This is a genomic window from Paraburkholderia jirisanensis, assembly GCF_054782355.1.
The window spans coordinates 182,634-208,618 of sequence record NZ_BAAGSQ010000005.1 but is presented as its reverse complement, the minus strand read 5'-3'; the positions used below and the strand labels follow the sequence as shown (position 1 = coordinate 208,618).

The 25,985-nt window shown below is 61.2% G+C and carries 25 protein-coding genes; 14 read left to right on the top strand and 11 right to left on the bottom strand.

All coding sequences use genetic code 11. The features are described from left to right. Nucleotides 1-145 precede the first annotated feature (145 nt). On the top strand, nt 146-2,131 hold the full coding sequence (locus ACYVNQ_RS04200; RefSeq protein WP_460901012.1) for a PhoX family protein: 1,986 nt from the start codon (nt 146-148) through the stop codon (nt 2,129-2,131). 173 nt (nt 2,132-2,304) lie between these two features. On the opposite strand, the gene ACYVNQ_RS04195 is transcribed toward ACYVNQ_RS04200, so the two are convergent. Further along, a complete protein-coding gene (locus ACYVNQ_RS04195; protein ID WP_460901011.1) occupies nt 2,305-2,439 on the bottom strand; it encodes a hypothetical protein in 135 nt (44 codons plus the stop codon). A 353-nt stretch (nt 2,440-2,792) separates the two neighbouring features. On the opposite strand from ACYVNQ_RS04195, the gene yghU reads away from it, so the two are divergent. Both yghU and ACYVNQ_RS04185 read left to right on the top strand, forming a co-directional pair. After that, nucleotides 2,793-3,668, top strand: a complete 876-nt coding sequence (yghU, locus tag ACYVNQ_RS04190; RefSeq protein WP_460901010.1) for a glutathione-dependent disulfide-bond oxidoreductase — start codon at nt 2,793-2,795, stop codon at nt 3,666-3,668. Between the two features lie 33 nt (nt 3,669-3,701). Further along, entirely contained in the window at nt 3,702-4,568 is an 867-nt protein-coding gene (locus ACYVNQ_RS04185; protein WP_460901009.1) for an NADPH-dependent oxidoreductase, read from the top strand. Between the two features lie 105 nt (nt 4,569-4,673). On the opposite strand, the gene ACYVNQ_RS04180 is transcribed toward ACYVNQ_RS04185, so the two are convergent. Beyond that, the gene (locus ACYVNQ_RS04180; protein WP_460901008.1) at nt 4,674-5,219 is read right to left on the bottom strand and encodes a TetR/AcrR family transcriptional regulator; all 546 of its coding nucleotides are present in this window, start codon (nt 5,217-5,219) and stop codon (nt 4,674-4,676) included. Between the two features lie 311 nt (nt 5,220-5,530). Here ACYVNQ_RS04180 and ACYVNQ_RS04175 point away from each other — a divergent pair, with 311 nt between their 5' ends. From ACYVNQ_RS04175 to ACYVNQ_RS04150, 6 genes are all read left to right on the top strand, one after another. Further along, complete coding sequence (locus ACYVNQ_RS04175; protein WP_460901007.1) at nt 5,531-6,628, top strand: AbrB family transcriptional regulator; 1,098 nt, start codon at nt 5,531-5,533, stop codon at nt 6,626-6,628. A gap of 51 nt (nt 6,629-6,679) precedes the next feature. Then, nucleotides 6,680-7,000 carry a hypothetical protein gene (locus ACYVNQ_RS04170; RefSeq protein WP_460901006.1) on the top strand — a complete coding sequence of 107 codons (321 nt, stop codon included), beginning with the start codon at nt 6,680-6,682 and terminating at the stop codon, nt 6,998-7,000. A gap of 162 nt (nt 7,001-7,162) precedes the next feature. Further along, a complete protein-coding gene (locus ACYVNQ_RS04165) occupies nt 7,163-7,486 on the top strand; it encodes a DUF4148 domain-containing protein (protein WP_460901005.1) in 324 nt (107 codons plus the stop codon). Between the two features lie 350 nt (nt 7,487-7,836). After that, nucleotides 7,837-8,148, top strand: a complete 312-nt coding sequence (locus ACYVNQ_RS04160; protein WP_460901004.1) for a DUF4148 domain-containing protein — start codon at nt 7,837-7,839, stop codon at nt 8,146-8,148. Between the two features lie 322 nt (nt 8,149-8,470). After that, nucleotides 8,471-8,791 carry a pyrimidine/purine nucleoside phosphorylase gene (gene ppnP, locus ACYVNQ_RS04155; RefSeq protein ID WP_460901003.1) on the top strand — a complete coding sequence of 107 codons (321 nt, stop codon included), beginning with the start codon at nt 8,471-8,473 and terminating at the stop codon, nt 8,789-8,791. Nucleotides 8,792-9,283: 492 nt separating this feature from the next. Next, nucleotides 9,284-9,823 carry a hypothetical protein gene (locus ACYVNQ_RS04150; RefSeq protein WP_460901002.1) on the top strand — a complete coding sequence of 180 codons (540 nt, stop codon included), beginning with the start codon at nt 9,284-9,286 and terminating at the stop codon, nt 9,821-9,823. 186 nt (nt 9,824-10,009) lie between these two features. Here the strand turns inward: ACYVNQ_RS04150 and ACYVNQ_RS04145 are convergent, their stop codons facing one another. From ACYVNQ_RS04145 to ACYVNQ_RS04125, 5 genes are all read right to left on the bottom strand, one after another. Further along, nucleotides 10,010-11,089, bottom strand: coding sequence for a porin (locus tag ACYVNQ_RS04145; protein ID WP_460901001.1), 1,080 nt, complete (start codon nt 11,087-11,089; stop codon nt 10,010-10,012). A 44-nt stretch (nt 11,090-11,133) separates the two neighbouring features. Continuing rightward, nucleotides 11,134-12,534 (bottom strand): MFS transporter, encoded by a 1,401-nt coding sequence (locus ACYVNQ_RS04140; protein ID WP_460901000.1) that lies wholly within the window; start codon nt 12,532-12,534, stop codon nt 11,134-11,136. 142 nt (nt 12,535-12,676) lie between these two features. Continuing rightward, a complete protein-coding gene (locus ACYVNQ_RS04135; RefSeq protein WP_460900999.1) occupies nt 12,677-13,708 on the bottom strand; it encodes an aldo/keto reductase in 1,032 nt (343 codons plus the stop codon). A 29-nt stretch (nt 13,709-13,737) separates the two neighbouring features. Next, entirely contained in the window at nt 13,738-14,220 is a 483-nt protein-coding gene (locus tag ACYVNQ_RS04130) for an aromatic-ring-hydroxylating dioxygenase subunit beta (RefSeq protein ID WP_460900998.1), read from the bottom strand. A gap of 3 nt (nt 14,221-14,223) precedes the next feature. After that, on the bottom strand, nt 14,224-15,480 hold the full coding sequence (locus ACYVNQ_RS04125) for an aromatic ring-hydroxylating oxygenase subunit alpha (RefSeq protein WP_460901029.1): 1,257 nt from the start codon (nt 15,478-15,480) through the stop codon (nt 14,224-14,226). A gap of 116 nt (nt 15,481-15,596) precedes the next feature. Here ACYVNQ_RS04125 and ACYVNQ_RS04120 point away from each other — a divergent pair, with 116 nt between their 5' ends. From ACYVNQ_RS04120 to ACYVNQ_RS04105, 4 genes are all read left to right on the top strand, one after another. Beyond that, nucleotides 15,597-16,541, top strand: a complete 945-nt coding sequence (locus ACYVNQ_RS04120) for a LysR family transcriptional regulator (RefSeq protein ID WP_460900997.1) — start codon at nt 15,597-15,599, stop codon at nt 16,539-16,541. 118 nt (nt 16,542-16,659) lie between these two features. After that, nucleotides 16,660-17,664 carry a 2Fe-2S iron-sulfur cluster-binding protein gene (locus ACYVNQ_RS04115; protein ID WP_460900996.1) on the top strand — a complete coding sequence of 335 codons (1,005 nt, stop codon included), beginning with the start codon at nt 16,660-16,662 and terminating at the stop codon, nt 17,662-17,664. Nucleotides 17,665-17,708: 44 nt separating this feature from the next. Then, entirely contained in the window at nt 17,709-18,029 is a 321-nt protein-coding gene (locus ACYVNQ_RS04110; protein ID WP_460900995.1) for a non-heme iron oxygenase ferredoxin subunit, read from the top strand. A gap of 43 nt (nt 18,030-18,072) precedes the next feature. Further along, nucleotides 18,073-18,858: an SDR family oxidoreductase gene (locus tag ACYVNQ_RS04105; RefSeq protein WP_460900994.1), complete on the top strand. Its 786-nt coding sequence runs from the start codon at nt 18,073-18,075 to the stop codon at nt 18,856-18,858. Nucleotides 18,859-18,872: 14 nt separating this feature from the next. Here the strand turns inward: ACYVNQ_RS04105 and ACYVNQ_RS04100 are convergent, their stop codons facing one another. The 4 genes from ACYVNQ_RS04100 to ACYVNQ_RS04085 all read right to left on the bottom strand — a co-directional run bounded on the left by ACYVNQ_RS04100 (nt 18,873) and on the right by ACYVNQ_RS04085 (nt 24,940). Then, nucleotides 18,873-21,815, bottom strand: a complete 2,943-nt coding sequence (locus ACYVNQ_RS04100; RefSeq protein WP_460900993.1) for a bifunctional diguanylate cyclase/phosphodiesterase — start codon at nt 21,813-21,815, stop codon at nt 18,873-18,875. Further along, on the bottom strand, nt 21,812-23,056 hold the full coding sequence (locus ACYVNQ_RS04095) for an ABC transporter substrate-binding protein (protein ID WP_460901028.1): 1,245 nt from the start codon (nt 23,054-23,056) through the stop codon (nt 21,812-21,814). The genes ACYVNQ_RS04100 and ACYVNQ_RS04095 overlap by 4 nt, the downstream gene beginning before the upstream one ends. 281 nt (nt 23,057-23,337) lie before the next feature. Next, nucleotides 23,338-23,760: a hypothetical protein gene (locus ACYVNQ_RS04090; protein ID WP_460900992.1), complete on the bottom strand. Its 423-nt coding sequence runs from the start codon at nt 23,758-23,760 to the stop codon at nt 23,338-23,340. A gap of 109 nt (nt 23,761-23,869) precedes the next feature. After that, complete coding sequence (locus ACYVNQ_RS04085) at nt 23,870-24,940, bottom strand: DMT family transporter (RefSeq protein WP_460900991.1); 1,071 nt, start codon at nt 24,938-24,940, stop codon at nt 23,870-23,872. Between the two features lie 207 nt (nt 24,941-25,147). Between ACYVNQ_RS04085 and ACYVNQ_RS04080 the strand changes: the two genes are divergently transcribed. Continuing rightward, entirely contained in the window at nt 25,148-25,972 is an 825-nt protein-coding gene (locus ACYVNQ_RS04080; protein ID WP_460900990.1) for a TauD/TfdA dioxygenase family protein, read from the top strand. Nucleotides 25,973-25,985 lie beyond the last annotated feature (13 nt).

Genomic DNA, 25,985 nt, shown 5'->3' with positions numbered 1-25,985 from the left:
ATATTACTAATTACTGTCAGAATAATTTCATATTCATTCACTAGCATGCATCGCGTGTTATCTGCGCGATGCATCGACCTTTGTGGTCGTTGCCGGCGCGCAGCTCGTCGACCGTCAACCTTCAATACGGACCACAAAGAACAATATGGAAAAGCCCACCGACACGTCCCGCCGCCGCGCCCTCAAATTGCTGACGGGTATGCCGATGTTTCCGCTCGGCGGCGCGCTGGCGAGCTCGTCCTTGCTTGCTGCGTGCTCGGGCGACAATCCGGCGACCAGCGCCGCTGCGCCAGCCACTCCCGCCGCCCAGGCCGCCTTCGAGTCGGCGTCGTTCAACAGCATGGCAGCGCCGAGCCTCGCCGATCCCGCCGCGATGGCCCGCACCACCGTCGGCTCGACGCTGACCGCGCGCTTTAACGACGGCAGCAGCCGCGAATACAAGCTCGCCTATCAATCGTTCTTCACCACCGGCGACCTCGTACCGAAGACCGGCGGCGGCACGATCGTCGCGGGCAGCTATTTCGACATCAACAACCAGCCGATCATCGACCGCTCGAAGCCGGGCAGCGAGCGGCAATTCTTCTCGGACTGCCCTGACGGCACGTCGCTGCTGAAGCTCGACAATGCGAGCGTTGCCGGTGTAAAGGGCAAGCCGGTGTTCGCGGTGGTGCAGTTCGAATACACGCGCTTCGATCAGGTGAACGCCGATATGTACGGCAGACTGCCTTCGCCGATCGCGGTGCTGACGCTCGATCAGGATCAGACCACCGGCAAGCTGTCGCTGGTCAGCTATGCGAACGTGGATACGTCTGCGGCGCACGGCCTGTGGATCACCTGCGGCGCGAGCCTGTCGCCGTGGAATACGCACCTGTCGAGCGAAGAGTACGAACCGGACGCGACGCTCGCGGCCACCGATGCGCAACTGCGCGCCTATAGCCAGAACCTGTATGGCGATCCGGCGCGCGCCAACCCGTATCACTATGGCCATCTGCCGGAAATCACCGTGAACCCGGATGGCACCGGCAGCGTAAAAAAGCACTACTGTCTCGGCCGCATCTCGCACGAACTGATTCAGGTGATGCCCGACAAGCGCACCGTGCTGATGGGCGACGATGCAACCAACGGCGGCCTGTTCATGTTCATCGCCGATACTGCCGCGGATCTGTCCGCCGGCACGCTATTTGTGGCGAAGTGGCATCAGACCTCGTCGGCGAGCGCCGGCGCCGCGACGCTGACATGGATCAAGCTCGGCCATGCAACCAGCGCGGAAATCGAAGCCCTCGCGAACCAGCTCACGGCCGCGGATATCATGGAAGTGATCGCCGTCAGCGACACCGATACGACCGTGCCGGCCGACCCGGACTTCCGCAAGATCAACTTCGGCGGCAAGTTCAACTGGGTGAAGATCAAGCCCAACATGGAAAAGGCCGCGACGTATCTGGAGACGCACCGCTACGCCGCGCTCGCCGGCGGCAGCATGTGCTTTACGAAGCTCGAAGGGACCACCGTCAACGCGAAGGATAAGGTGCTCTATTCGGCGATGTCGCAGGTGGTCAGCTCGATGGTGCGCGGCAACGCACATGCCACCGACATTACGCTCGACAAGGCGATCAACTCCGGCGCGGTGTACGCAATGAATCTGCGCGGCGGCCAGCAGGCCAGCGACGGTTCCGCGATCGACAGCGAATGGGTGCCCGTCGATATCGGCGCACCGGCGGCGCTGGTCGGCGAAGACCTGGCGGCAGCGGATGCGCTCGGCAACACGGCGAATGTCGACAAGGTCGCCAATCCGGACAACCTGAAGTTCTCGGAGAAGCTGCGCACGCTCTTCATCGGCGAAGATAGCAGCATGCACGTCAACAATTTCCTGTGGGCGTACCACGTCGATACGAAAACGCTGTCGCGCGTGCTGTCGACGCCGGCTGCCGCGGAATCGACGGGGCTGCATGCGGTCGACGAAATCAATGGCTGGACCTACGTGATGAGCAACTTCCAGCATGCGGGCGATTGGGGCGGTATTCACAGCAAGGTGAAAACGACGCTCGATCCGCTGGTACGCGCGAATTACAAGGACGGCTTTGGCGCATCGGTCGGTTATCTGACCGCGGATCTGACGGCCGTCAAGCTATGAAGTGATTTGAAGGCGATTGGGGTTGAGTCACGCCGCGAGGGGTGACTCTTTTTTCCCGTATCGCCGGTATTGTCTGCATCGCTTCGCAGGCTGGGGGGTCTGAGAAAACACCGTGCGCCGATACGTTGGTGCACGGTGTGATGCATTGAATCGACGGCGCGGTGCACTGGCCGTCAAGCACGGGTCTTGTTCGCCCAGAGATTGACCGGCCCGAGGCGATCCGCACCCTGCGTATCCAGCATCCAGCCCGGATATTCGAGCGGCAGTTTGCTCGCTTCGTCGAGCGCCTTCAGTTCGCCTTCGGTCAATACGATGTCGACGGCGGCCAGATTATCGTCCAGTCGGACGGCTGGTACGTGTGTTGTCGCGTTTCGAACCCGAGCCGTGGAAACTTTATGTGTCCCGTCCGCGGCGCGGACCGGTGCCGCGGCGCATTCGCGTCGTATTCGACGAGCTGGTCGAAAAGCTTGCGCGCGCAACGTCGCGCGACTAGCTCGCGCTGGTTTCGCGCAGCAGCAACATCGGCAAATCGCGCGCCCACGTTATTACGTTTTGCTTTCTTATTGCGCAATTACGGCCGATGCAGAAAAGCGGCTTTCAGTATGTTATCCGTCTATTTGTTAAGCTTGCTCCACGTGCAAGTTCAATCAAGGGACCGACAATGAGCGAGACATCAACATACGAGCCGCCGAAGGTATGGACGTGGAGCAAGAGCAACGGCGGGCAATTTGCCAGCATCAACCGGCCGGTATCCGGCGCGACGCACGACAAGGAATTGCCGGTTGGCCGTCATCCGCTGCAGCTTTATTCGCAGGGCACGCCTAATGGCGTGAAAGTCACGGTCATGCTCGAAGAATTGCTGGCGCTCGGCCACAGCGGCGCCGAGTACGATGCATGGCTTATCCGGATCGGCAACGGCGATCAATTCGGCAGCGGTTTTGTCGACATCAATCCGAATTCGAAAATTCCCGCTTTGGTGGATCGCAGCGGCGACAAGCCCGTGCGCGTATTCGAATCCGGCGCCATTCTGCTGTATCTGGCCGAGAAGTTCGGCGCGTTCTTGCCGGGCGATATCGCAGCACGTGCCGAGTGTTTATCGTGGCTGTTCTGGCAAATGGGCAGCGCGCCGTATCTGGGCGGCGGCTTCGGCCATTTCTACGCCTACGCGCCGTCGAAAATGGAATACGCAATCGACCGGTTTACGATGGAGGTCAAGCGCCAGCTCGACGTCCTCGACAAGCGCCTATCCGTCAGCGAATACGTGGCCGGCGACGAATACACGATTGCCGATATCGCCATCTGGCCATGGTACGGAATTCTCGTTAAAGGGCTGATTTACGGGGCCGGCGAGTTCCTTTCGGTGCAGGACTACCGGCACGTGCAACGTTGGTCTGATACGATCGGCAAGCGCCCGGCCGTGCAGCGCGGCCGGATGGTCAACCGCGTGGCAGGTGAGCTGTCGAGCCAGTTGCACGAACGTCACGATGCCGGCGACTTCGAGACCCGCACGCAGGACAAATTGTCCGCTCAGGCGTAAGCCAACAACAAAAAACCAAAGGTAAATCCGAACATGAGTGAGCCTGTCACGGCAAGCGTCGATGCGACGTCTTGCGACACACTGCATGCGCTGCTGCGCCAGCGCTACGGTGCATCGTGGACGCCAGCGGCCGACGCCGCCGATACCACCGTCAACGACGTGATCGGGACGATGCTGAAGCATCGCTCGGTGCGAGCATTCGCAGACCGCGCGTTACCGGACGATATTCTTCAAATCGTCGCCGCGGCGGCGCAATCGGCATCGACGTCGTCCAATTTGCAGGCGTGGAGCGTGATTGCCGTGCGCGACGCGCAACGCAAGGCGCGTCTTGCCGTACACGCGGGCAATCAGAAACATGTGGCCAATGCGCCGCTGCTGCTGGTGTTTATCGCGGATCTGTCGCGTCTGCGGCGGCTCTCGAATGCGCAGGACATGCAAGGGCTCGGGCTCGGCTACCTCGAAGCCTTCCTCGTCGCGCTCACCGATGCGGCTTTCGCCGCGCAAAACACGGTGGTTGCGCTCGAATCGCTCGGGCTTGGCTGCTGTTATATCGGCGGCATGCGCAACCAGCCGGAGGCGGTCGCACAGGAGCTCGAACTGCCGCCTGAGGCATTCGCAGTGTTCGGGTTGACGGTCGGGTATCCCGACCCCAACGTGGTCACCGATGTCAAACCACGCCTGCCTGCCCAGGTCGTGCTGCACAGCGAGCGTTATCAGGCGGAATCCGACGCCGCATTGGCCAGCTACGACGCAACGATGAACGAATTCCAGCGACTGCAGCAGATGCAGGAATGGAAGTGGTCTGCGCAGGCATCGCGCCGCGTGCGCGGGCCCGAGGCACTGTCGGGGCGCGACCGGCTGGTTGAAGCCTTGCGAACGCTTGGCTTTGGCTTGAAGTAATTGAAGTAATTGAAGTAAAGCAGTTCGTATTGCCTGCTGTGGCTGGCAAGCTAGCTGGCTGGCTGGCTGATGCGGGATTGCGTCAGCCAGCATCTGCAGCGCAGCCTACGCGCGCTTGCGCCCTGCCGCCGACGCCAGATACATGCGGACCAGTTCGCGCATTTCGGCAATCAGCATTGCGCGCACCGCGGGCTCTTCGCTCATCGCTCCGCTTAGCCCCTTTAACATCAGAAGCAGCACCGCCGCCATCACCTTCGCCTTTGCCGTGGTCACGCCGGGAATCGTCTTGCGCACGATATCCGCTATCGCACCACGCATCATTTCGCGAAACCGCTTGCGCTCGTTCGCTTCGAGCCCGCGCGCATCGATCAGCGAGACCGCGAAGCTGCGTTGCGACTGCAGCGCAAGCATGAAATCGACCAATGCATCGGCAACGTTGTCGGGCTTCATGTGTGGCACCTGTTGCTCGAGCTCCGCAAGCGCATGCTTGACGTGCTGCGCATACTGCAACAACAGCGCATCGGCCAGCGCCTCTTTGGACGGAAAAAACCGATAAAGCGAACCGATCGCGGTTCCCGAGCGCGCTGCAATCTCCGTCATGGTGGCGACGTCGTAGCCTTTTTCCGCAAACACCTCAACAGCGGTCTTCATGATGGCCGCGACGCGCAGACGCCCTCTTTCCCGTTTGGGCGCGTTTGCGCCGCTGGAATCTTCGGTCGGCATGAGCAAGGTTACCGTGATGGTCAAAAATGCGAGGATTTGAAAGCAATTCCTCAAATATTATCACAAGCTGTATTGAAGCCAATCTAGCGCTCCGTAGGCGCTATGCTTTTCTTTATCGTTGACTTATGAGAGGGTGTCCTCTAGTATTTTTGCGAGGACATCCTCTCAAAACTCAGAGCGGCCACGTCAGCATGCAGCCCACCTGCTGCACGGCGGTACACGCACGATTCACCGGAAACATGACCCAGCAAACGCTTCACCACCAGCCCGGATGGATCGAACGCGCGCCGCCAGCAGCGCAATGGATCGGGCTGATCGCACTGTCACTCGCCTTCGGCGCGTTCTTCTATTGGCTTGGTGTGTCCGCAGCGCTGCTGATCGGGCCATTGCTTGCCGGCATCGTCGTGAGCGGTACCGGCGCCCGCTTGCAGATCCCACGTCGCGCCTTCGTCCCAGTGCAAGGACTGATCGGCTGCATGATTGCGCGAATGTTGCCGGCGTCGGCGTCGGCCGCGGGCGGGGTCGCGGTCCATTGGCCGCTGCTCGCTGCTGGCGTGATATCGGTTATCGCGGCAAGCATCGTCGTTGGATGGATGCTGGTACGCATGCGCGTGTTGCCCGGCACGACCGCACTGTGGGGCGTCAGCCCCGGCGCAGCCACCGCCATGACGTTGATGGCCGAGGCCCACGGTGCGGATGCGCAACTGGTCGCGGTTATGCAGTATCTGCGCGTGCTGCTGGTTGCCGCGATTGCATCGGTCATAGCAAAGGCATTTGGCGTCAGCGCACATCATGCGATCGCCACCTGGTTTCCCGCGCTTGCCTGGCGGCCATTGATCGAAACGCTCGTCCTTGCGCTGGGCGGCGCGCTGATCGGCGCGCGCCTGCGTATTCCGATGGGCCCGATGATCGTGCCGCTCGTGGCCGGCGTGCTGTTAGCCCACCATGGTTGGCTGACCATCGAGTTGCCGCGCTGGTTGCTCGCCATCACCTATGCGTTCGTCGGCTGGCGAATCGGCCTTCGATTTACGCGGCCGCTGCTCGCGCACGCACTACGGGTCTTGCCACGCATCCTCATGTGCACGCTTGCGCTGATCGCCGCGTGCGCAGGCATCGGCGCGATGTTCGTTGCGCTGGCTGGAATCGACCCGCTCACTGCTTACCTCGCCACCAGTCCCGGCGGGGCCGATTCCGTGGCAATCATTGCGGCTTCGAGCAACGTCGACGTCCGCTTTGTGATGTCGATGCAGATGATCCGTTTCGTTGTCGTTCTGATCGTCGGGCCTGTGGCTTCACGATTCCTTGCACGACGTATCGAGCCCCTCCACCGCAATTGATTGCGGCGCTTTCGCACGTCCATCCGTTTCCTTACCCACATGAGTCTTCAAATGCCATACGTCTGGTCTTTCCTCGCTGGCGCCTTGTTATGCAACAGTATTCCGCATCTCGCTTCAGGCTTGCAGGGGCTGGCGTTTCCAACGCCATTCGCGAAGCCGCGAGGCGTCGGCAATTCTTCGCCGCTGATCAACGTGCTGTGGGGCTTTTTCAACCTCGCAATTGGCGTGTTGCTGGCCGCTCACCATCTACAGATGAATGTGCTCGACGGACACGCAGTCGCGGCGCTCGCAGGCGCGCTGGCGATCGGCATTTACCTTGCGCTTCATTTCGGCAGCGTGCAACGCGAGCGAAGTGCGCCACGTGCAAACTGACACATCGCAACTGAGCCTATTGTCGTAACCAGCGCAACAAACATTTGGCGATTCGAGCGTTTACCCGGATTCACTAGCCCCCTAGACTTCATTCACCCGCTGCAGACAACCAGACGCACCAAGGCCTGCAGATACGAAAAATCAATTCTGGAGGTAATGATCATGAAGTCGCTCATCAAGGCTGTTGCAGTTGCTGCTGTTCTTGCTATCCCCGCTTTGTCGTTCGCTCAATCGAATCAACCTGTCACGCGTGCTCAAGTGCGCGCAGAGTTGGTTCAACTGGAAAAGGCCGGCTACAACCCCGGTGAATCGGATCAAACCACGTATCCCGTAGAACTTCAGGCCGCTGAGGCACGGGTGGCCGCGAGTCATGCGAAGGCGCAAGACAGCGGCTATGGGGCTTCGACAAACGGCACGTCGCAATCCGGCCAACATAGCGACGCGGCGTTGAGCAACGTGTCGCGCCCGGTCTTCGAACATCACTGAGTTGCTGCAACGGGTGGCGTGATCGCGACGAATCGCACACGTCATCCGGTTGAAGCACACATGCTACGCATTGGCAGTTGCGCGTAAGTGCGGCTCCTGCGCACACGCACCGTTTAAAGAACCTCCCATCGCCGGTTCGCCGGCGACTTCCCCGCCCAGCCTGCACGACTGGGTTTTTTTTCGCCTGTGCACTGGAGCGGCGACATATTCCACCGAAATTGTCGCTTCAGCTGGAATGATCATTTCCTTACATCAGGGTTTTTCCGGTCGGCCGAGGCGCCTAGACTCGCATTACTGGCTGCAAACAAGCAGCTCGCAACAAAACAGAAACCAATACCGGAGGTAACACCATGAAGTCGCTCATCAAGGCTGTCGCTGTTGCTGCTGTTCTCGCTATCCCGGCCGTGTCGTTCGCACAATCGAACCAGCCGGTGACCCGCGCACAAGTCCGCGCCGAACTCATCCAACTGGAAAAGAACGGTTACAACCCGACCGATTCGAGCGACGCGCATTACCCTGCAGCGATCCAGAAAGCCGAGGCACGCGTAGCGGCTGATACAACCGGCTACGGCCCGTCGACTGCAGGCACATCGCAAGCAGGTTCGATTTCGCACGCGCCGGTGTACAACCAGTTTCTCGGTTCACCGTATAACCATTCGTAAGTTGATGAGCTTCAGCGGTGTAATGTACTGGAGCTCGTTGATCGAAACCCGCCGACAGGCTCACGTTTTTAACGTGAGCCTGTTTTGTTTTGTCTCCGGTGTATTGCTCGCAGGCACAACGTGCGAGAACCCCGCGCCGTGTTGCAGTTGCTGCATCGTTGGCGGGTTGGCGGGTTGGCGGGCGCCACGCGACTGCCTGTATCATGGCGGTCCGGCGCCAGGCCGCGAGTTCGCGCCGGTTGTCTGCCCAACTGCCGCACCGTCCACGGCAGTGCTGCAGGCCCCAGCACAACCATTCACGATGATCCAGAGGAACACCGCCATGACGGCCGCTACGCAATTCGATCAGGTTTCTGTTGTCAAACGAGCCAACGTCTATTTCGACGGCAAGTGTGTGTCGCACACCGTCCTGTTCGCCGATGGCTCGCGCAAGACGCTTGGCGTGATCCTGCCCGGTACGCTCAACTTCGGCACGGACGCGGCAGAACTGATGGAAGTGCAGGCAGGCCAGTGCCGTATCCGGATTGAAGGCACCGACGAGTGGAAAACGTATCGCGCGGGCGAGTCGTTCTCGGTGCCGGGCAAGAGCCGTTTCGACATCGAAGTGCTCGAGACGCTCGACTACGTCTGCAGCTATCTGTAACGACTGCTGGCAACCCGCGCGCGGGCTGCCAGCGGCATCGCACAATGCGAAGCGGCTCGTCTACCGCTAGCGAATATGAAACGACCCGCCAATACCCACGCTAACCGGTGGTGCGTAGTATCCCGGCGCATAACCGTAGTAGGCAGGCGCATAGCCATACGGCGGAGCGACCACGCAACCGCACAAGCCGCTGATCAAAGCGACAGTAATGAACACTCGTTTCATCGATTTGCCCTGACGTAATGAACAGGTAAGCGCTCACAAGCGGCACGCACGCCGGTCAGGCGTCGATGCGCATTGCAAACGGTGAATCGAGTGTAGTGCGCGGCTAACTGGCCTGGGTTTCCGTACCGCTTACACGTGTTACTCGTTGTGACCGCCGATACAAAGCGCTTCATTACACGGCGTTTTCGCTTGCCGGCTGTCTTTTTGCGTGAAGTTTATGTGCGCACGCCTACGCTATCTTTCCGTCGATTAGCGTGGGAACGCATCATGCCGTACTCCTGGAAAGAGGTGGCAGAGGGCTGGTGTGTCAGCCTGAACGACTTTCTCGGTACCCGCGAAGTACGCCTCGCGGATTTCGATCCGTTTGAGCGCCTCAAGCGCGAACATCAACGATTCTCAATCGACCGGTTCGCGGCGGCAACGCTGCCGTGCGACAGCAGCCTGACGCTTCATCTGTTGAAGTCGGATGCAACACATATCCGCCTGACGACCGTGCTGATGAGCGGCACAAGCCGCGTCGGGTTCGTTGCGCGCAAACCTGAGGGCTGCGACGTCGTGAGTCTCGCGCCCGAATGGCGAGGTTACGGTTTGTCCGCACCGATGCTGCTCGCGACCCGCATACTGCGCGCGTCCAGACAGGTTATAGACGTGCCGGACTTGCGCTGCGCATCCGCGCAACTCTTCTGTGGCGGAAGTTATTCGGCAGCAGGGCTCGGCTGCGCGCGAGCGGCACACCGAATAGCGGTGATGCGCGGACTCGCCAGTGGCAAGCCGATACCGCAGGCGGTATTGACGGTCTCTGACTAGCGTAGTCGCAAAAGCATCATTGCCGTCGCGTGCTGGAATGCGCCGCGACGCTCCGATCCGCGAGGGAGACCGTAAGTATCTTGGCCGCTCGGCGCCGGCCCGACGATTGCGCTGGGCCGAACCCGCTCCACTTCCACGGCTTTCGCCGGCAGCCCATCCGCTCAGCCGCACATACCGGCATCAGCGTCAAAAATAGTGATGCACCCCGACGCGAAACGCAGTCTGATTCGGACCGTCCGAAGGCGCAAGCAATGGCATAGCCGCCTTGCCTGCGCCATCCGTATGCTCGCACGTCACCTGCGCGTAGACGACGGTCTGCTTCGATAGCGCATATGTGTCGCCGATTCCCAATTCGGCATAGCGCGCGTGCGCGAGCCATGACACGAAGCCGCCAAGGTTCACGGTATTGGCCACTGTCACGTGATAATCGACACCGAGTTCCGCGGTACGCATCCGCGCGGACTGGACATCGGTCGACAGATTCACCTGCGTCAGCAGACCGTGCAATTCGAGCTGCGACGTAGCGCGGTAATACCCCGACAAACCGAAAATGTCCTGCGTACGCGCGACGAACGTCGCGCCGCCCGCCAACGACTGCCCGACGAACGAGCTCAAGCCAAGCCCCGACACCAGCGGAATCGCGTGATTGCGCCAGCTGCTGTACACCACCGACGCGCGCACAGGTCCCTGCGCATAAGCGATATCCGCGCTCACGACACGCCCGGGCTGCGTCGTCGTATCGTCGAATCCGTACAGCGCGCTGGCAGTCAATCCATGCAGCGAAGGCGTCGTGTACTTCACCGAGTTGTTGATCGAATCGCCGACGATGCCCAGATTGTCGAGATTCGCCGGATGAAACAGATAGAACGTGAATTGCAGGCTACCGTTCGAATTGACGCGCAACGCATCCGTGGCCAGATCGACTTGACGCCCGAGCGTCAGCGTCCCGTAGCTCGGGCTCGTTAAACCGACCCACGCGAAATGGCTGAACATCTCGCCTGCAACGGTGCCCTGCCCGGTATTCGACTTAAAGCCGTTTTGCAGCGCGAAAACCGCCTTCAGGCCACTGCCCAGATCCTCTGTGCCGCGCATACCATAGAAGTCCGGCACCGCAACCGGTCCTGCCGTAGCAGTGCCGCTGCCGAGGTTGTTGGTGTTGTACGTCACACCTTCGTCGATACTGCCGTAGAACGTGAGACTGCTTTGCGCCTGAGCACCGCTTGCCAGCAGCGCCGTGGCGAGCATTGCAGATACATGCTTTTTCATGGTCGACCGTCTCCTTGTTATTTTTTTCCTTCACAGCACGTGCGTCACACGTCTTCCGGCAGCCGTTTGCCATTGGTCTCCGGTAAAAACGGCGTGAGCGACAAACCGATCAGATAGATAAAGCCGACGGTCACCGCCGCATGTCCATAACCGCCGAAGCGCGCGATCAACGTGCCGGCGACGAGCGGGCCGGACCATGCGAGCAAACGCGGTACGTTGAAGCAGAACGCGATCGCGGTGCCGCGAATACGCGTCGGATACAGTTCCGGCAGCCACGTCGGCATCCACGTGTATTGCCCGAGACTGAAGAAACCGGTAACGGCCGACACCAGCAGCAACATGCCAATGTCATGCGTCCACAGGAACAACACGGGTGTCATCAGCAGCGCCATGCCGAAAAACGCAAACGTCACACGCTTGCGGCCAAAAGCGTCAGCGAGAAAGCCCAGCCCGATATAGCCGGCAATGGCCCCGACGTTGTAGGCCATACCAGCAAAACTGGCCCAGCGAGGCGCAGATAGCCCCGCATGCGCAGCGACCGCGCCGATGTACGGCGGCACCCACGTCGAAATACCCCACCAGCCAAGCGTCGTCGTCAACGACATGAAGACGGCAAGCAGCGTGCGCCGGCGCAGCGCAGGTTCCGAGAAGAGATCGACCAGCGTAAAGCGGCTCAAGGCCTGCTGATGACCGGACAATGCCGCGCCGTTACGCTTGAGCGCGCGAATCTTGCGACGGTCCTGGTTCACACGCTGCCATTGTTCCGACTCGGGAATGCCGGAGCGCATCCATAGCGTGACGAGGCCTGGCAACACGCCCAGCACGTACATGTAGCGCCATGCGAGTTCGCCGGTCTGGCTCATGAACAACCACACCAGCGAGGCGACGAAGAAGCCCATACCGAGCCCGCATTGCATCAGGCCCGCGCCCTTGCCGCGATGGCGATCAGGCCATAGTTCAGCGGTCATCGCAGTGCCGGTAGCCCATTCGGAGCCCATCGCAAGGCCGACGATAAAGCGCAGCACCGCGAACGACTCCCAGTTCCACGCGAACGCGGACAGGCCAGTGGTCAGCGAGTACGCGAGAATCGCGAACATCATCATGCGCTTGCGGCCGATGTAATCCGTCAGCACGCCGCCGACCAGCCCACCGACGCCCCAGCCGAGCAGCGTCAGTGCGATCACGAGCCCCGCATAAAACGGAATCTGCGCGTGCAGCTCCGGCACGAGCAGTTGGCGCAGTGCGATGCCTACCGTCAGGATCAGCGTATAGGTTTCGTAGCCGTCGAACAGCCAGCCGAGATTGGAAGCGAACAACGCGTTCCACTGCTGACGATTGAGTGAGCGATACCAGGCCTGCGAAGCACCTGCTGCCGATGCCGCTTCTGCAGCGAGCGGCGCAATCTCGGGCGCATTCCGGCCGGCGTCGCCTGCGGGTTGTTGCATCGTTTGTCTCCTTTGTTTTTTTAATGCCGCGCGCTGCGCGATAACGGCGTGCAACGCTCGCTATTACCCGCGGGCCACGTCCTTCTGACGAGGTGCGTGAGCAGCCCGCAAGTGTTCCTTCTGCTACTGCTTGTGCTATGGGTCAGCTATGTCCAATCACAGGATGCGGCTCATACGGCGCCTCGAGCTTTTGCATGTCCTCGGCGGAGAGTGCAATCTCCAGCGCCCGCACGGCTTCTTCCACATGCGCGGCTTTCGTTGCGCCGATCACCGGAGCCGTCACGCCCTTCCTGTTCAACAGCCATGCATAAGCAAGCGTCGCGTTGCTGACCTCCTTGCGTACCGCAAGCTCGCCAAGCTGCGCAAGCACACGCGTATCGCCGTCGCGGCAGTAGTATTTGCGCGCGACGTCATCGGTTTGCGCACGCAGGGTCGCTTGCGATGCAGCGGCAAGATCCGCCGGCCGATTGCCGGCGAGGAAGCCGCGCGCGAGCGGACTCCACGGCACCACGGCAACGCCCTGATCGCGGCATAGCGGGATCATCTCGCGCTCTTCTTCGCGGTATGCGAGGTTGTAGTGGTTCTGCATGCTGACGAAGCGCGTCCAGCCGTTCTCGCGTGCGATCTGCTGCGCCTTGGCGAATTGCCATGCAGCCATGCTGCTTGCGCCCAGATAGCGCACCTTGCCGGACTTCACGATGTCATGCAGCGCTTCCATCGTCTCTTCGAGCGGCGTGTCGTAATCGAAGCGATGGATCTGGTACAGATCGATATAGTCGGTGCCAAGGCGCATCAGGCTGTCGTCGACCGCCTGAAAAATGCGCTTGCGCGACAGGCCGTCGGCATTGGGCCGCAGCGGCGGCTTTGCACCGCCCGCCGCACCGCCCTTGAAGCCCATTTCGACGGGATAGAACACCTTGGTGGCCACCACCACTTCTTCGCGGCGGCACAGCGCGCGCACCAGTTTGCCGGTCACGATTTCAGACCAGCCCGCCGAATACATATCGGCGGTATCGAAGTAGTTGATACCCAGATCGACAGCACGCTCGACGATCGGCCGCGCCTCGGCCTCGTCGAGCACCCACGGCCGCCATTCGGACGAGCCGTACGACATCATGCCCAACGCAATACGCGACACCGTCAGGCCGCTGTCGCCCAGTTTGACGTATTTCATTGTGAGGTTTCCTTTCGACTTCTGTCTGGTCAGATCGGATAGATGATCGAATTGCGAATCCACTCGCTATCGAATATGCAAGCGCGGGTCTTGAACTTCAGGCCGTCGGAAGTGCGCTGGAGTGTATCGATATAACGGCCTACGTTAAACAGCTCGGAAAACGAATCGCGCTTGGTGCGAACCACCACGTAGTTCGTTTCGGCGCGGATCTCTTCGGCATCCGACGACACAATCCGCGGTGCCGAAACGATGTGCCGCTGATAGTACGGATCGTGATAAAGCGTCTCGCGAATCCCATACACGCGGTCCAGCAACATGCCCTTGCCTTCCAGCCACATCACGCACAACGGCAGTTTTGCATCGAAGTTTTCGCGCGACTGCACGCGGTAGTCGCATTGATCGACGAACAGCCCGGGCCAGCGGTCGAAGTCGCCTGCGTCGACACACGCGCTGTATTCGCCGTGCAATGCCATTACGTCGAGAAAGTCTCGGGTCAAATCGGTGCGCTGCATCTATCAGATCTCCATCAGCTTGCGCCAGTACGCGTACATGCCGCGCAGCACGTTTTCGGTGATCGTATGGGTCGATTCGCTCCAGTCGCGCCCGCCCTGCTCGGCTATCGTGACGCGCGCGCTGTCGCCATGGTCGTACGACTCCTGGCAGAACTCGAGCACTTCGCCGTCGTCGGCAGACACATAGCCGGCGGGGCCGAACATATTGGCCTGGCGCATTCTGCGGGTCTCCATATCGGCGTCGTCTTCTTCGAAGCCGAAGTGGGTCCACACGAAATCGAACGCACCAGTGCCGCGCGGAATGATCTGCCGGACCGACATGCTGTTCGATTGCTGCTGCACGATCAGATTCGGAAACAGCGTCAGCATCACCACGGTTGGGCCCTTCCACCATTCCTCGCGCTTGATGTCGACGATGCGCTCGTCGTTCAGGCGCATGTCCTCCTTGAAGCTCGACAGACCTTCGCTGACGTCGCCTTTGCCCACCGCTTCGCGCGTCGATTCCATCGCGCCGTGCCGGCCGGTCGCGTCCATCACGATGCGCGACTTCTGGTCGCCGCGGATCAGGCCGAACATCAGGAACCACGTATGCAGCAGGCCGACGTGATACGGGTCTTTGATGTTCTCCTGCATCAGCTTCCAGTTGCCCGGAATGCGCTGACGCGCATGGCCGTGAATTTTCAGCTTGCGGCCGTCGAACGTGCGATCGAAGTACGGCAGAATCTGCGGCCCGAGATAATCTTCGAGCGGCTCGACCTCGTGATCGAAGCACGCAAAGATCACACCGTTGCGCACCGCCACCTTCAGCTTGTTCAGGCCATGGTTCGCCGGATTGAAATCGGCCGGCATGCCGCCGCGCACTTCGCCATCCTTCTTCAGGCCGCGGCGAAACGGTACGCCCGCGAGGTTGCCTTTGAGGTCGTAAGTCCACTGGTGATACGGACAGAGGAATTCCTTGCGATTGCCGGTACGCTCGCGGCAAAACGCTGCACCGCGATGCGCGCAGATATTTTCGACGCAGCTGATCGTGCCATCTTCGTTGCGCGCCAGAATCACCGAGCGTTCGCCCACCCACGTGCGCTTGAAATCGCCGTGGTTCGGCAGTTCGGCTTCGAGGCCGACAAAGCTCCAGTGCTTGCCGTAGAAAATCAGTTCAAGCTCGCGGCGATACACCGACTCATCGGTGTAAACCCAGAATGGGATGCGGCTCTGCCCTTCGTCCTTCCACTTCGGGACGAACGAGATCGGAACAGGTTCCATGCTCATGCGTTGTCTCCAGGTCGTTCTTGCTGCGCACATGATCAGCGAGACGCGGAGCGGGACCAATAAAGGCACGCGAATGCACGATATAATCGCCAGCAATATCAGGACGACGCATGGAACTACGGGATCTCGACCTCAACCTGCTGCTGGTATTCGCCGAACTCATCCGCGAGAAAAGCGTGTCCAGGGCAGCGGAAAACCTCGGCATGTCGCAGCCCGGCATGAGCAATGCGTTAAGCCGGCTGCGCACGCTGCTTGGCGACGAACTGCTATTGCGCACCGGCCGCGGCATGCAGCCCACGCCGTACGCGGAGCGGCTCGCGGGCCCGTTGAACGATGCCTTGCGGCTGATTCACGGGGTCGTCAATCTGGAGATGGAGTTCGATCCGGCGTCGAGCAATCGCAACTTCACGATTGCAATGACAGATATCGGCGAGATCGACTTTCTGCCGAATCTGACACGCGCGTTCGAGCGCGTCGCACCGGACGTTACCTTGAGCACCGTGCGCAAAGGCGCGGCCGGCCTGAAAAGCGAACTCGAATCGGGCGAGGTCGATCTCGCGATCGGCTGGCTGCCCGATCTGAACGCGGGCATCTTCCAGCGTCGCCTTACATCGAGCCAACACGTGTGCGCGTTTCGCAAAGGGCACCCGCTCGACAAAGGCCACGTCACGCTGGCCGAATTCACCGCGGCCGACCACCTCGCGGTGGTTTCCGTGAACACCGGCCACACGATGGTCGAGCATGACCTCGAGCGCATGGGCATTCGCCGCAACGTGAAGCTGCGCATCCCGCACTTTGCAGCCGTGGGCCATATTCTCGGCGAAACCGACCTGATCGCCACGCTGCCGGGCCGCCTCGTCAACCGCAGCATCGTGCCGTTCAATCTGGCGTGGGCGCCGCTGCCGGTCAAGCTCGAGCCGATTCCGCTGAACGTTTTCTGGTCCGCCAAATATCACCGCGATCCCGCCAACCAGTGGCTGCGCGCGATGCTGTTCGATTCGTTTAGCGAAGGCGCGCCGCACGTGCCGCCTGCGATGACCGTACCCACTCCCTGAGCTCACGCGTCGCATAGATATTCAGCACGGCAATATCGTCCATTGCCGGCGCATGGTTCCTTCACGTCTTTCATCCCCTTAAGATCACCCAAAACAGATCTTGAAGCGGGAGACACTGATGCAGTTGCACGTGCAACCAACCGGGCAGTCGATCGACTGCGCAGCCGGCGACAATCTGCTCGACCTGTTGCGGCAAGCCAATGTGCCGATCTCGTACAGCTGCATGGCGGGCCGTTGCGGCACGTGCCGCTGCAAGGTGGTCGACGGATCGCTGCAGGTAGGCGATGAACCCGTGGATCGCGCAACGCCGACGGTGCTCGCCTGTCAGGCGACGCTAAGCGGCGGCGATTGCACGATTGAAATTCCAGAGCCCGACGAAATCGTCGTGCATCCGGCGCGCATCCTCAAAGGCACGATCGACTCGATCGAAGCGCCGGTGCACGATGTGCGCATCGTGCGTATGCGGACCAATCGTCCGTTGTCGTTTTCGCCGGGCCAGTTCGCGACCGTCCAGTTTGCGCCGGGGCTCGAGCGTCCTTATTCGATGGCATCCGTGGAAGCTGACGCGCTGCTCGAATTCCATATTCGCCTCGTGCCTGACGGTGCTGCCGGACAACATGTTGCGCACAAGCTAAAATGCGGCGACACCGTGCGCATCAGCGGACCACTCGGTACCTCGTATCTGCGCCGCACGCATACCGGTCCGATTATTTGCGTCGGCGGCGGCACGGGGCTCGCACCCGTGCTGTCGATCGTGCGCGCCACGCTCGAAGCAGGCAATCGCCAGCCCGTGCATCTGTATTTCGGCGTGCGTTCGGAAGCGGACTTGTATGGCGCGCAAACGCTAGGTGAACTGCAACAGCGTTATTCGAACCTCACCGTGCATATCGTGATTGCGAGCGGGCCGGCGCACGCCGGACACCGCGCCGGTCTGGTGCCCGATGCAATTGCTGCCGATTGGCCCGATCCGTACGCGTTGGGCGATTTTCGCGGGTACGTCTGCGGCGCGCCGCCGATGGTCGACGCGGTGAATGCCGTGCTCGCTGCAAAAGGCCTCGACACTGCACATATCTATGCCGACGCATTCTTCGCGCAACAGCAAGCAACACCGCAGCCCATATAACACCCTCACCGCACTTTGTTAACCAGAACCAGGAGAGCATTCCCATGAGCGAAGGCTGGATCGACGTGGCCGCGCAAAGCGATCTGCCCGACAACGACGTCACTGCCGTCAGGATCGGCGCGCGCGAAATCGCGCTTTATACCGTGAACGGCGACGTGTACGCCACCGACAACATCTGCACGCACGGCCATGCACGCCTGTGCGATGGTTTTCTCGAAGGCCACGAGATCGAATGTCCGCTACACCAGGGGCGCTTCGACGTACGCAGCGGCCGTGCGATGTGCGCACCGTTGACTGAAGATCTGCGAGCCTTCCCGGTCAAGATCGTCGATGCGCGGGTTTTGATTCAGGTGCAGGCCGACTGACGCGCGGCACGCAAGGTCCGCAAGGTCCATACAAGGAAAGCGCATGGAATTGAATCTGAATCACAAGGTCGCGCTCGTTACCGGTGCGAACCGCGGTATCGGTGCGGGCGTCGCACGTCAGCTCGCGCAGGAAGGCATGCAGCTCGTGCTGGTCGCACGCGACGCCGAAAGACTCGAGGCAACGGCCGGTGCAATTCGCCAGCACAGCGGCAGCACGGTCGTCACGCACGCATGCGATCTGCGCGAACGCGCTTGCGCCGCGCAAGTAGTGGAGCAAACCATCAAGCGGTTCGGCCAACTCGATCTGCTGGTGAACAACGCGGGCGCGACTAAACGCGGCGATTTCTTCACGCTCAGCGACGACGACTGGCACGACGGCCTCGAACTGAAGCTGCACGGCTATGTGCGCATGACACGCGCCGCGTGGCCGCATCTGATGAAAACCCATGGCACGCTGGTCAATATTGTCGGCGTCGGCGCATGGACCGGCATCGGCGAATTCACGATCGGCGGCGTGGTCAACGCGGGGCTGATGAACTTCACGAAGGCCATGGCCGATCTCGGCAAACGCGATGGCGTTCGCGTGTGCGCGGTCAACCCAGGGCGGATTCGAACCGATCGTCTCGAGCGCAACATTCAGCGTATTGCGCAGGGCTTGAGCGTCACGCCGGAAGAAGCCACCGCGATGCTGCTGAAGGAATGCGGTATCAACCGTTTCGGCACGCCCGACGAGATCGGTCAGGCGGTGGCGTTTATGGCCTCATCAGCGGCGTCGTTTGCACAAGGTGCGATTCTCGACATCGACGGCGGCGAAACGCACACGATCTGATGCGTAACGCGCGTTCAGGTCGTCGCATACGTATCGAGGTTCGCATCGACACCCGGCCACATCAGCGCTTCGAAGCGCTCGGCCGGCACCGGCTGCGCGTACAGAAACCCCTGTGCGAAGTCGCATCCGACGCCAATCAGGAAATCGCGCTGCTCGACGGTCTCGACGCCTTCGGCAATCACCTTCAGGCCCAGCTTGTGCGCCATCACGACAATCGCCTCGCAAAGCGCCTGACTGTTGCGATCAAAGCCGAGGTTCTGCACGAACGAGCGGTCGATCTTCAGGTAGTCGATATCGAAGCGCTTCAGATACGCGAGTGACGAATAACCGGTGCCAAAATCGTCGATCGAGATACGAATGCCGGCATCGCGAAACGTCAGCAGCTTCTTGTCGATATCCGACTCGGCGTGCAGCAACAACCCTTCGGTGATTTCGACCGCGACGCTCTGACCCGGCACGCCCTCTTGAGCCAGATATTCCGACCACTGCACTGCTACCGGGTTTTCCTGACGAATCTGCACCGGCGACATGTTGACGCTGATCTGAAACGCGGGATGGAACCGGTCCCTCCAGCGCCGCACCTGCTGCACGGCTTGCCTGAATACCCAATCGCCGATCGGCACGATCAGCCCGGTATCCTCAGCGGGCGGGATGAACTCGAGCGGACTGATCATGCCGCGTTCAGGATGCATCCAGCGAAGCAGCGCCTCGGCTTTATAGACTTCCCCCGACACCAGATCGACGATCGGCTGATAGTAGAGTCGGAACTGTTCGCCGGGCAGCGCCGCACGCAAATCGCTGGTGAGCCGCAGGCGCTTTTCGGCGGCCACCTGCAAATCCGCGGTGAAATAGCTAAAGCGGTTGCGGCCGGCATTCTTGGCCGCATACATTGCCTGGTCCGCATTCTTGAACAGCACGTCGAGCTGGCTCGCGTCGTCCGGATACAGCGTGACGCCGACGCTTGCCGAAATGAATGCTTCGTCCTGGCCCAGCGTGAAAGGCTCGGCGAGCCTGGCGATAATCGCCTTCGCAATCCGTTCGATGCAGCCGATCTCGTCGAGGTTGGGCAGAATCACGGTGAATTCGTCGCCACCGAGTCGCGCGACCGTATCCGCTTCGCGCACGCAGGAGGAAATGCGCCGCGCGGCTTCGATCAGCAGGATATCGCCGGTATCGTGGCCGAGCGTATCGTTGACTTCCTTGAAGCGGTCGAGGTCGATCAGCATCAGCCCCATCCGCTGACCCAGGCGCTGCGAAAGGCGCGCCTCGCGTTCAAGGCAGTCGTGAAACATCTGGCGGTTCGGCAGATGCGTCAGCGCGTCGAAATTGGCCTGCTTCCAGATGGTCGCTTCGAACGCCATCCGCTCCGATATATCGCGCCCTACCACCAGCACCGATGTCACGTTGCCCACCACGTCGATTTCCGGTGTCAGCCGCACATGGGTACAGTGCTCACGTCCGTTCATGCCCACCGTTTTCAGCTCGAACTGTGCGCTTGCGCCGCTCGACAGTGCCTCGCGGATTTTCTTTTCGCACATCAATGCTTCCGGGCCACCCGGAATTTCCGACGGCCGCTTGCCAAGCAGTTCAGCGAAACTACGTCCGGTCGACGCGCAAAAAGCAGGGTTTGCGTAAATACGGCGCAACTCGCGGTCGTAGCGCGTGATCGTATCCGGCGAATTCTCGATCAAGGTGCGTGAATCATGTTCGCGCGTGACGAGTTCGGCGGTTCGATCGATCACCGCCTGCTCCAGCGACGCGTTGATCTCGTTGATCTTCTGGATCTTCTGCCCGATCGCATCGCGCATCGATTCGAAGCGTTGAGCCAGTCGGCCAAGTTCATCCTGGCCGCGCACGGCCGCGAGCGCGCCGGCTTCCGGTTCAGCGCCCGCCGCGCTGCCGGTGTCGTGCATCCTGCGCACCAGTTGTTTCAGCGGCGCAGAAATGCTGCGCGAAATAAAAACTGCAAGGAAGATCGACAGCAAGAATCCGGAAATGCCCACCAGTACGATCTCTTCACGCACCGACTGCGCTTCCGCAATCAGCCTGCCTTCAGGAATCGTGCTGACCACATACCACGTGGTCCCCGGAATGCTTCGATACGCAGCGAGATAGCGCCCGCGACGCGGATCCTTCACCGTGATGACACCCGCAGGCGTACCCGCCGGTCCGTTGCGCGCGATGCCCGCGATCAGGCCTGGGTCAGCCGCTGCGTCGGCGCTCGCCGCCGCACCGTCGGCACGCACGATCAACTGGTTGTTGCGCGCATCGAGTACGAAAATCTCCGCGCCGCGCCCTAGCGCGACGTCGTTGAAGATCGTCGAGAAGTACGCGGGGCTGATCACCAGCACCAGCGTGCCGATCTGCTGGTTGTTGCTCTTGCCGAAAATGGACCGCACCATGCCCAGGTTCTGTTGTCCGGCGCCGTTGTCGTAGCTGCCCCAATACGGGCGGCCATTGCCGCTGGGCGCTTGCTGCACGAGACGCAGCACACCACGCGTCAGTTGCGCGAACGCCTGGGTGTCCATGATCCGGTCGTTCTTGTCGAGCAGATACTTCTGGTTGATGAAATCAGCCGAACCGTAATGCTCGAGCAGCAGCCGCGTCATGTCCTGGCGCGCCTCGCCCTGTTCTTTCGGGCTGCCGGCCGCGACTCGCAGCAAGCCGTTCTGCACGCGGTCGGACAGCACCAGCAGGCTGCTTTCGCCTTCGACCTGTTGCATGCGCAGCAACACGCTCTTCGACACCTGCTTGACCACCTCGCGCGAGAACATTTCGGCATTACGTTTGATCGCCGTGGTCGACTCGACATCCGAGATGTACCCTGAAATCAGTACCGGCAGCAGCGCAAGCAGAATGAAGGCAGCGATCAGCCGATAGCGGATTTCGAGCCGGCGCAGCAGGTCCAGCGAAAGATAGTCGAACGCGCGGCACAGCGCAGCGATGATCGAGTTCATTTGTAATGCATCCGCGCTTCATTTTTGACAGACTCGTCCAGAAGCCTTGCCGCCTCGCGCGGCGAGACCTTTTGCAGCAGCACGTCCTGCAACAGACGATGCAACCGCTCGATCGAGTTGGACGGCAAAGCCGAATAGTATGGACTCGCGGTCACCGGGTAGCGGCTCACCGTTTCGGTATAGGCGACGATTTGCGGATCGCTGATCTCGCTTGCCGCGGCCAGCGTAAACGGCGAAATATTGCGGCGCTTACGCTGCAATATCGTGAAGCCCTTGCCGGCGATGAATTCGAGGAAGCGCAGCGCCGCCGCCTTATGCGCCGTTTCGCACACCGCGAAGCCGGTTTCGCTGCCGATGACCGGCACCGGCCGCTCGCCGGGCCCGTTCCACGGCGGGATCATCACGCCGGCTGCAAACCGGTTGCCGTGCAGCATCAAACCCGCTGCCCAGCTGCCGTGAAATGCCATCGCCACCTTGCCTTCCTTGAAAAGCCGAATGCCGCCGTCGTAATCGGTCGCCATAAAGCCTTCCTGCACGTAGCCGCGCTCGACCAGCGTGTCCATTCTCGCAAAGATATCGGCGACCTGCGGCGTGTTCAGGTCCAGCGTGCCGTCACCGATTTTCCGTTTCCACGCGGGCTCGCGCGCGACGACGTCTTCGGCAAAGCCAAAGCTGAACGGTCCGTTGCCGAGCATGTTCGGAAAGCCGCCGTTTAGCATCACCGGCGTAAAGCCGGCGCGCTTCAATTGCTCGCAAACCCGCAGGAATTCCGCAAAATTGGTGGGCAGCTGTTTGATGCCGGCCTTCGCGAAGATGTCTTCGTTGTAGTACACGAGCGTCGAAGCCACGCCGCCCGATATGCCGAAGCTCTTCGCGTTGCGGCTGGTCCAGTCCGCCTTCAGCGGCGCGAGCATGTTATGCCATGCCGCCGTGCCGCCGACATCCGCGAGCACGCCTTGATCGGCGAGATCGGCCGCGTACGCGTTCGGGTTGACGCTCATCACATCGGGCAGGTTGCCCGACGCGATGCGCGGCTTGATATTCTCCTCGACCGAATTGCCGATCATGAATTGCACGTTGACCCGAATGTCAGGATTGAGCCTGGTGAATTCGGCGGCAATCTGCAGCATCTGGTCGGGCCAATCGGGCGCCCATATCAGCGCGTTGATCGTGGTAACCGCGGTGGTCGCCGCCGGCGCGGACGCGAGCGACGCTGCGTCCTGTTGCCCGCAACCACACAAGGACAGCACGAGCGCGCACACGAGGCCGGCCAGCAGCGACACGAACGCGCACCGCCGCACTTGAGGTTCGCGCTGTGACTTCGTAGTGCGTTGCACGCAGGAGAAGAGAACCGATGGGACCTGCATCGCGATGGTGCCGATAGTCAAGGGGGACGGTGTCGCTGCCGTGACGGAAAATCCAACAAAACGAGGCAATGCCAGTACGGCATATCGGCAGGCGTCGCCAATACTTTAGCGACAGCGGGTAGCGCGCTGAAAGCGCCGTGTCAGTTGAAGCCGGGTCACGCGTCGCGCTTGCGGCGCGCGCCGAACACGCGCGTCCACGCCTGCCGCAGGCGCCGCGCGCGGTCCTCGAACAGGTACGACGCGACGATTGCCAGCAGACCTGCGGTCACGCCGGTGACGATAGCCTCGGCAAAAGGCGGGCCGTAGTGGTTTTCATGCGAGTAGACGTCGCCCAGCACCGTCAGAACAGCCACCACGAGCGCATTGGTGTACCGGTTTGCGTACAGCCTGACGGCCGGCGTGAAAGTCAGAATAACGGCGAGCAGCCCGGTGGCGATGCCGGTCTTGAAGGCGATAGTCCAATGCGGAAGACTCGCAAAGTGGCTCCAGCTGCCCGGCATGCAGGTCATGCAGGCACAGGTGGGATGCCACAGCCGCCTGAGAAACAGCATGACGCGGCGTTTCCAGTCCATCGGCATGATTGTCTGCAAGCGCCCTGATTGACGTTCAGACGCAAACTATACGTTTCTTTACAGCCGCTTCCAAGTGCAGGATCAAGTGCGCGGACCTGTGTGCATTGCGCGGATACTAGTGCGCATGTCGATGATGCACGTCCGGAAAATGCGCATGCGAATGTGTAATAGGCAGGTGCACATGCGGATGGGAATGTGGCTTGTCGCCCGCATAGTCGAAGTCGTGAGAATGCTGATGATGTTCGTCGTGGCGGTGCCGGTGCGCGTGCTCCAGCCATTCGTGTGTGTGCGCATGCATGTGCCGCTCGCGTACGTGCAGCCAGATACCCAGCGCCATCAGCGCGGCAGCCGCCCAGAACGACAGCTGCGGCCGCTCAGGCCACATGATCAGCGATAGCGCCACGCCGAACAGCGGCGCAACGGAAAAATACGCGCCGGTGCGCGCGGTGCCGAGATGGCGCAGCCCGACCACGAACAGCACGAGGCTCACCCCGTAGCCGGCGAATCCGATTGCCATCGCGGCGGTGACCGCACTGGCACCGGGCAGCGACGCACCGCTGGCAAACGCGATCGCGAGATTGACCGGGCCCGCGGCCAGCCCCTTCACACACGCGATCATCATCGCATCGCTGGTCGACACCTTGCGCGTGAGATTGTTGTCGATGGCCCAGCACAGACACGCCGCGACGATCAGCAGCGCGCCCACCGGCATGCCGGCCTGCCCCGGCTGCCATGACAACAGCACGCCGCCCGCCATGATGGCCAGCATGCCGAGCAGCACCTGCCTGTCGACGTTTTCGCGAAACACCACCCATGCGAGGACCGCCGTCAACACGCCTTCGAGATTCAGCAGCAGCGCACCGCTTGCCGCCGGCGTACCCGACAGGCCGAGCATTAGCAGCGCGGGGCCGGCAACGCCGCCCGCGGCGATCGCACCGATCAGCCATGGCAAACCGCTGCGGTCGATCCGCTGCCCGGCGTGTTGCCCAACGTGTTGCGCGGCAGGCTGACGCAGCCGCCGCACGACGATGCAGGCGCCAAGACCGAGCCCGCTGCCCAGATAAAATAACCCGGCCACCATGAAGGCCGACATCGACCCAAGCAACGCCTTGGCGAGCGGCGTCGCTGCGCCGAATAGCGCTGCGGCGGCAAGCGCGGTGAATATCGCATTGAACCGGGAGTTCATTGGAAACGGGGACCTTTGCTTCGTGCGTGCTTGATGCATACCTGATGAACGCACAGTGTATCGGCCATTGCCGCTCGCGTGCCGGCAACCCGCACGACATCATGGTAGTTCCGCAACGCGCCGCCGCATTCGCGCGTAACATGACGGCTCTTCCGATCTGACCGCTGATAGAGCCGCGGCGCATGCACGCCACGCGAGGGAGCGCAAATGCAGATACGCAGAATTGCCGGTGCACTCGGCGCTGAAATCTCCAACGTCGAACTGTCCGCCGGATTGAGCCGTGCACAAGCCGCCGCGATACGCGCGGCGCTACTCGAACACCTGGTCATTTTTCTGCGCGACCAGCCACTCAGCCCACAACAGTTCCTCGATTTCGCCACCACGATGGGCGAACCAATCGAGTATCCGTTCGTAAAGGGCATCGCAGGCTTTCCCGCCATTATCGAAGTCAAAAAGCTGGAAGACGAGCGCGTCAATTTCGGCGGCATCTGGCATTCCGACACGACCTACCTCGACGAGCCGCCGATGGGCTCGATGCTGTTGTCGCGCGAAGTGCCGCCGTATGGCGGCGACACGCTGTTCGCCAATCAGCAGCTCGCGTACGACGCACTATCGGGCACCATGCAGCGCCTGCTCGATGGCTTGACCGGTATCAGTTCGTCCGCAAAGGCGGACGTGTCGCGCACGCGTGAAGACCGTATCCGCAGCGACGGCAAGGACAGCCGCGCCGAAGTCTATGTCGCCGAGCATCCGCTGGTACGCACACATCCGGAAACCGGACGCAAAGGTCTTTACGTGAACGTTGCGCATACGGTCGGCATCAAGGGAATGACCAGCGAAGAGAGTGCGCCGCTGCTCGAGTTTCTGTTCCGGCATCAGGTGAAACCGGAATTCACCTGCCGCTTTGCGTGGACGCCGAATGCGATCGCGTTCTGGGACAACCGCTCGGCGCAGCACAATCCCGTCAACGACTATCACGGCTTCAGACGTGTGATGCATCGCATCACGCTAAAAGGCGACCGGCCGCGCTAATGCGTCGCCGTGA

Coding starts and splice junctions, on each gene's coding strand:
- ACYVNQ_RS04200 (WP_460901012.1), top strand. CDS start 146: ATGGAAAAGCCCACCGACACGTCCCGCCGCCGCGCCCTCAAATTGCTG.
- yghU (WP_460901010.1), top strand. CDS start 2,793: ATGAGCGAGACATCAACATACGAGCCGCCGAAGGTATGGACGTGGAGC.
- ACYVNQ_RS04185 (WP_460901009.1), top strand. CDS start 3,702: ATGAGTGAGCCTGTCACGGCAAGCGTCGATGCGACGTCTTGCGACACA.
- ACYVNQ_RS04180 (WP_460901008.1), bottom strand. CDS start 5,219: ATGAAGACCGCTGTTGAGGTGTTTGCGGAAAAAGGCTACGACGTCGCC.
- ACYVNQ_RS04175 (WP_460901007.1), top strand. CDS start 5,531: ATGACCCAGCAAACGCTTCACCACCAGCCCGGATGGATCGAACGCGCG.
- ACYVNQ_RS04170 (WP_460901006.1), top strand. CDS start 6,680: ATGCCATACGTCTGGTCTTTCCTCGCTGGCGCCTTGTTATGCAACAGT.
- ACYVNQ_RS04165 (WP_460901005.1), top strand. CDS start 7,163: ATGAAGTCGCTCATCAAGGCTGTTGCAGTTGCTGCTGTTCTTGCTATC.
- ACYVNQ_RS04160 (WP_460901004.1), top strand. CDS start 7,837: ATGAAGTCGCTCATCAAGGCTGTCGCTGTTGCTGCTGTTCTCGCTATC.
- ppnP (WP_460901003.1), top strand. CDS start 8,471: ATGACGGCCGCTACGCAATTCGATCAGGTTTCTGTTGTCAAACGAGCC.
- ACYVNQ_RS04150 (WP_460901002.1), top strand. CDS start 9,284: ATGCCGTACTCCTGGAAAGAGGTGGCAGAGGGCTGGTGTGTCAGCCTG.
- ACYVNQ_RS04145 (WP_460901001.1), bottom strand. CDS start 11,089: ATGAAAAAGCATGTATCTGCAATGCTCGCCACGGCGCTGCTGGCAAGC.
- ACYVNQ_RS04140 (WP_460901000.1), bottom strand. CDS start 12,534: ATGCAACAACCCGCAGGCGACGCCGGCCGGAATGCGCCCGAGATTGCG.
- ACYVNQ_RS04135 (WP_460900999.1), bottom strand. CDS start 13,708: ATGAAATACGTCAAACTGGGCGACAGCGGCCTGACGGTGTCGCGTATT.
- ACYVNQ_RS04130 (WP_460900998.1), bottom strand. CDS start 14,220: ATGCAGCGCACCGATTTGACCCGAGACTTTCTCGACGTAATGGCATTG.
- ACYVNQ_RS04125 (WP_460901029.1), bottom strand. CDS start 15,480: ATGGAACCTGTTCCGATCTCGTTCGTCCCGAAGTGGAAGGACGAAGGG.
- ACYVNQ_RS04120 (WP_460900997.1), top strand. CDS start 15,597: ATGGAACTACGGGATCTCGACCTCAACCTGCTGCTGGTATTCGCCGAA.
- ACYVNQ_RS04115 (WP_460900996.1), top strand. CDS start 16,660: ATGCAGTTGCACGTGCAACCAACCGGGCAGTCGATCGACTGCGCAGCC.
- ACYVNQ_RS04110 (WP_460900995.1), top strand. CDS start 17,709: ATGAGCGAAGGCTGGATCGACGTGGCCGCGCAAAGCGATCTGCCCGAC.
- ACYVNQ_RS04105 (WP_460900994.1), top strand. CDS start 18,073: ATGGAATTGAATCTGAATCACAAGGTCGCGCTCGTTACCGGTGCGAAC.
- ACYVNQ_RS04100 (WP_460900993.1), bottom strand. CDS start 21,815: ATGAACTCGATCATCGCTGCGCTGTGCCGCGCGTTCGACTATCTTTCG.
- ACYVNQ_RS04090 (WP_460900992.1), bottom strand. CDS start 23,760: ATGCCGATGGACTGGAAACGCCGCGTCATGCTGTTTCTCAGGCGGCTG.
- ACYVNQ_RS04085 (WP_460900991.1), bottom strand. CDS start 24,940: ATGAACTCCCGGTTCAATGCGATATTCACCGCGCTTGCCGCCGCAGCG.
- ACYVNQ_RS04080 (WP_460900990.1), top strand. CDS start 25,148: ATGCAGATACGCAGAATTGCCGGTGCACTCGGCGCTGAAATCTCCAAC.